General features: G+C 63.3%; 3 protein-coding genes. 1 reads left to right on the top strand and 2 read right to left on the bottom strand.

The annotated features are described in order from the left end of the window. Positions 1-130: 130 nt before the first annotated feature. Positions 131-652, bottom strand: coding sequence for a DapH/DapD/GlmU-related protein (locus tag JOZ79_RS11605; RefSeq protein WP_294074292.1), 522 nt, complete (start codon positions 650-652; stop codon positions 131-133). Further along, a complete protein-coding gene (locus tag JOZ79_RS11600; RefSeq protein WP_294074289.1) occupies positions 649-1551 on the bottom strand; it encodes a DegT/DnrJ/EryC1/StrS family aminotransferase in 903 nt (300 codons plus the stop codon). The genes JOZ79_RS11605 and JOZ79_RS11600 overlap by 4 nt, the downstream gene beginning before the upstream one ends. Positions 1552-1649: 98 nt before the next feature. Here JOZ79_RS11600 and JOZ79_RS11595 point away from each other — a divergent pair. Continuing rightward, a partial coding sequence (locus JOZ79_RS11595) for an oligosaccharide flippase family protein (RefSeq protein WP_294074287.1) occupies positions 1650-2018 on the top strand: 369 nt, incomplete at its 3' end.

Here is a 2018-nt window from a genome sequence, read left to right as displayed (position 1 = left end):
GAACCGATCGGCATGATAGTCCATGTATCGGCGATCGAAGAGGAAGACGCCGTTCCTGGCGTCGGCCAGCACTTCCGCCCAGTTCGACGCAAGCGAGGAGTCATAGCGCAGGATTTCGACGGTGTGCCCGTCAGTCATCGTCCAGCGTTCGTAAAAGCCGCGCGGGCGTTCCTGCGACAATCACGTTCGGGCCTACGTCCGACGTGACGATGGATCCCGCGCCGATCACGGCGCATCGACCGACCCGAACGCCGGGAAGGATGACGACGCCCGCGCCGATCCAGACATCGTCCTCGATCACGATCGGCGCCTTCCTTATGACGCGTTGCCTAAGCCCGGGATGCCGCAGCAAAGCCGGAGAGTTGGTCGGAGCGGAATCCGTCACGAGGATGACTCCCGGCGCGATCGAGACGCGGTCGCCGATCGTCACGCGCGTGTCCGCGTCCATGGTGTTGACGACCATGAGGCCGGGGTTCGGGAAGGTCCCCTCACCCATCGCGACGTTCAGCTCGTTCCAATACAGCTTGCGGACGCGCGCGTCCGGATAATGCGAGGCGAACAATTTCTTGAACCGGAGGGGCACCGCGCGGGGGTTGTCCATCAGCCAGTCGAACAGGCGCGCATCCGCCCAATCGAGAAGGTTACCGATCATGCTAGAGCCCCGTGATCGGCGAGCAGCTTCGCGTAAATCGCCGCGAGCCAGGCGCAACAGGCTTCGCTCATCCGATGATGCGCCGGCACGTAGAAGGCATTCTCGCCATAGAAGACGCTCGCTTCGACGCCGTGCGCCTCAAAGCGCTCTCTTACCTCCGACAAAGGCACTGTCTCGGCATCATGACGAAACATGAAAACGGCAGGCGTGTCGGTAGCTCGTGGCTCGAAGAAGGGGCGAGCTCCAAGTTCGCTGAACATGCCGGCCAGATGCCTCCAGACCTTTGCTCTTTTAGCCAGCAGGTCCGGCAGGCGACTCAGCTCCGGAGCAATCGCACGGCAGAGATAGTCCTGTTCCTTTACGTCCAGTGGGCTCGGCAGCGTTCCGCCCATCCTGGACACCGCAAGCCCGCCGAACGACACCGAAAATAGCTTGGGGAGGCTGTAGATTGCATAGTGCCCATCACGCCCGGCCTGCCGTCCATCCGGATGCCGTGCCGCGAAAGCATAAGCACAATCCTCGATCACAGGCAGGCCGCTTGCCATGGCTTCGGCGAGCGCTTCACACGGTCGCCCCCATTCATGGATGACGATCACCGCCTTGCTCGATCCCGATATTCCGATCGCCCACCGGCAACGCTGCTCAATGGTGCTGGTCACGCAGGCCGAGACATAGGAACCGCCGCTGGTCGTCATGATCGCGACCTCGTCGTCTGACGCAAGGCCAATACGGTCAAGGACAAGCCCCAGCGCCTGCCGCCCGCTTGCCGTCAGCGTAAACGACGCGCCGAGATGCGCCCGCAAGAGCGCTCGCCCATCCGCTGCCTGTCCAAGGGCTTCAACGCACTCGTAATTGAACGGGCTGATCGCCAGACCGGCCTTCACTGCCGTCTTGGGCACCGCCGGAGCGACAACAGCGCTCGCGGAATCGGAACGGAGCGGTCTGTCGACTTGCACATCGCAGTCCTAGGGCCAGGCAGGTCAAGGCGCAAAAGAAAGTGGAACTGCGCGCGCGCCCCTTTATGTCATGGCAGTTCCGCGCAGCGATCGGCCGACTCTTGACCACCTCCCACCGACACATCCTGCGCTCTTCCATCATCGTCGGCGCCGCGGCGATGGCCAATGTCTTTCTCGGCTTGGTCCGAATGAAAGGCGCGGCTCTGCTCGTCGGGCCGTCGGGGGTGGGCTTGATCAGCCTGCTCCTGAACCTGGTCATGCTTGCCGCGGCAATCGCGGGCCTTGGCTTCGGCGCGTCTGCGGTCAGGGAGATTGCCGCCGCCGAAGGTGCCGGCGATCTCGCAAGACGAGACGCGACCCGCCGCGCTCTCTTCTGGAGCACCGTGCTGGGCGCCCTATTGTCATCCGGA

The sequence above is a fragment of the Sphingomonas sp. genome, assembly GCF_019242355.1.
Classification (GTDB): domain Bacteria; phylum Pseudomonadota; class Alphaproteobacteria; order Sphingomonadales; family Sphingomonadaceae; genus Sphingomicrobium.
This window is presented reverse-complemented; position numbering and strand designations above follow the sequence as displayed.

Excerpts from the sequence above, each read along its gene's own strand:
- JOZ79_RS11605 (WP_294074292.1), bottom strand. The coding sequence starts at position 652 with ATGATCGGTAACCTTCTCGATTGGGCGGATGCGCGCCTGTTCGACTGG.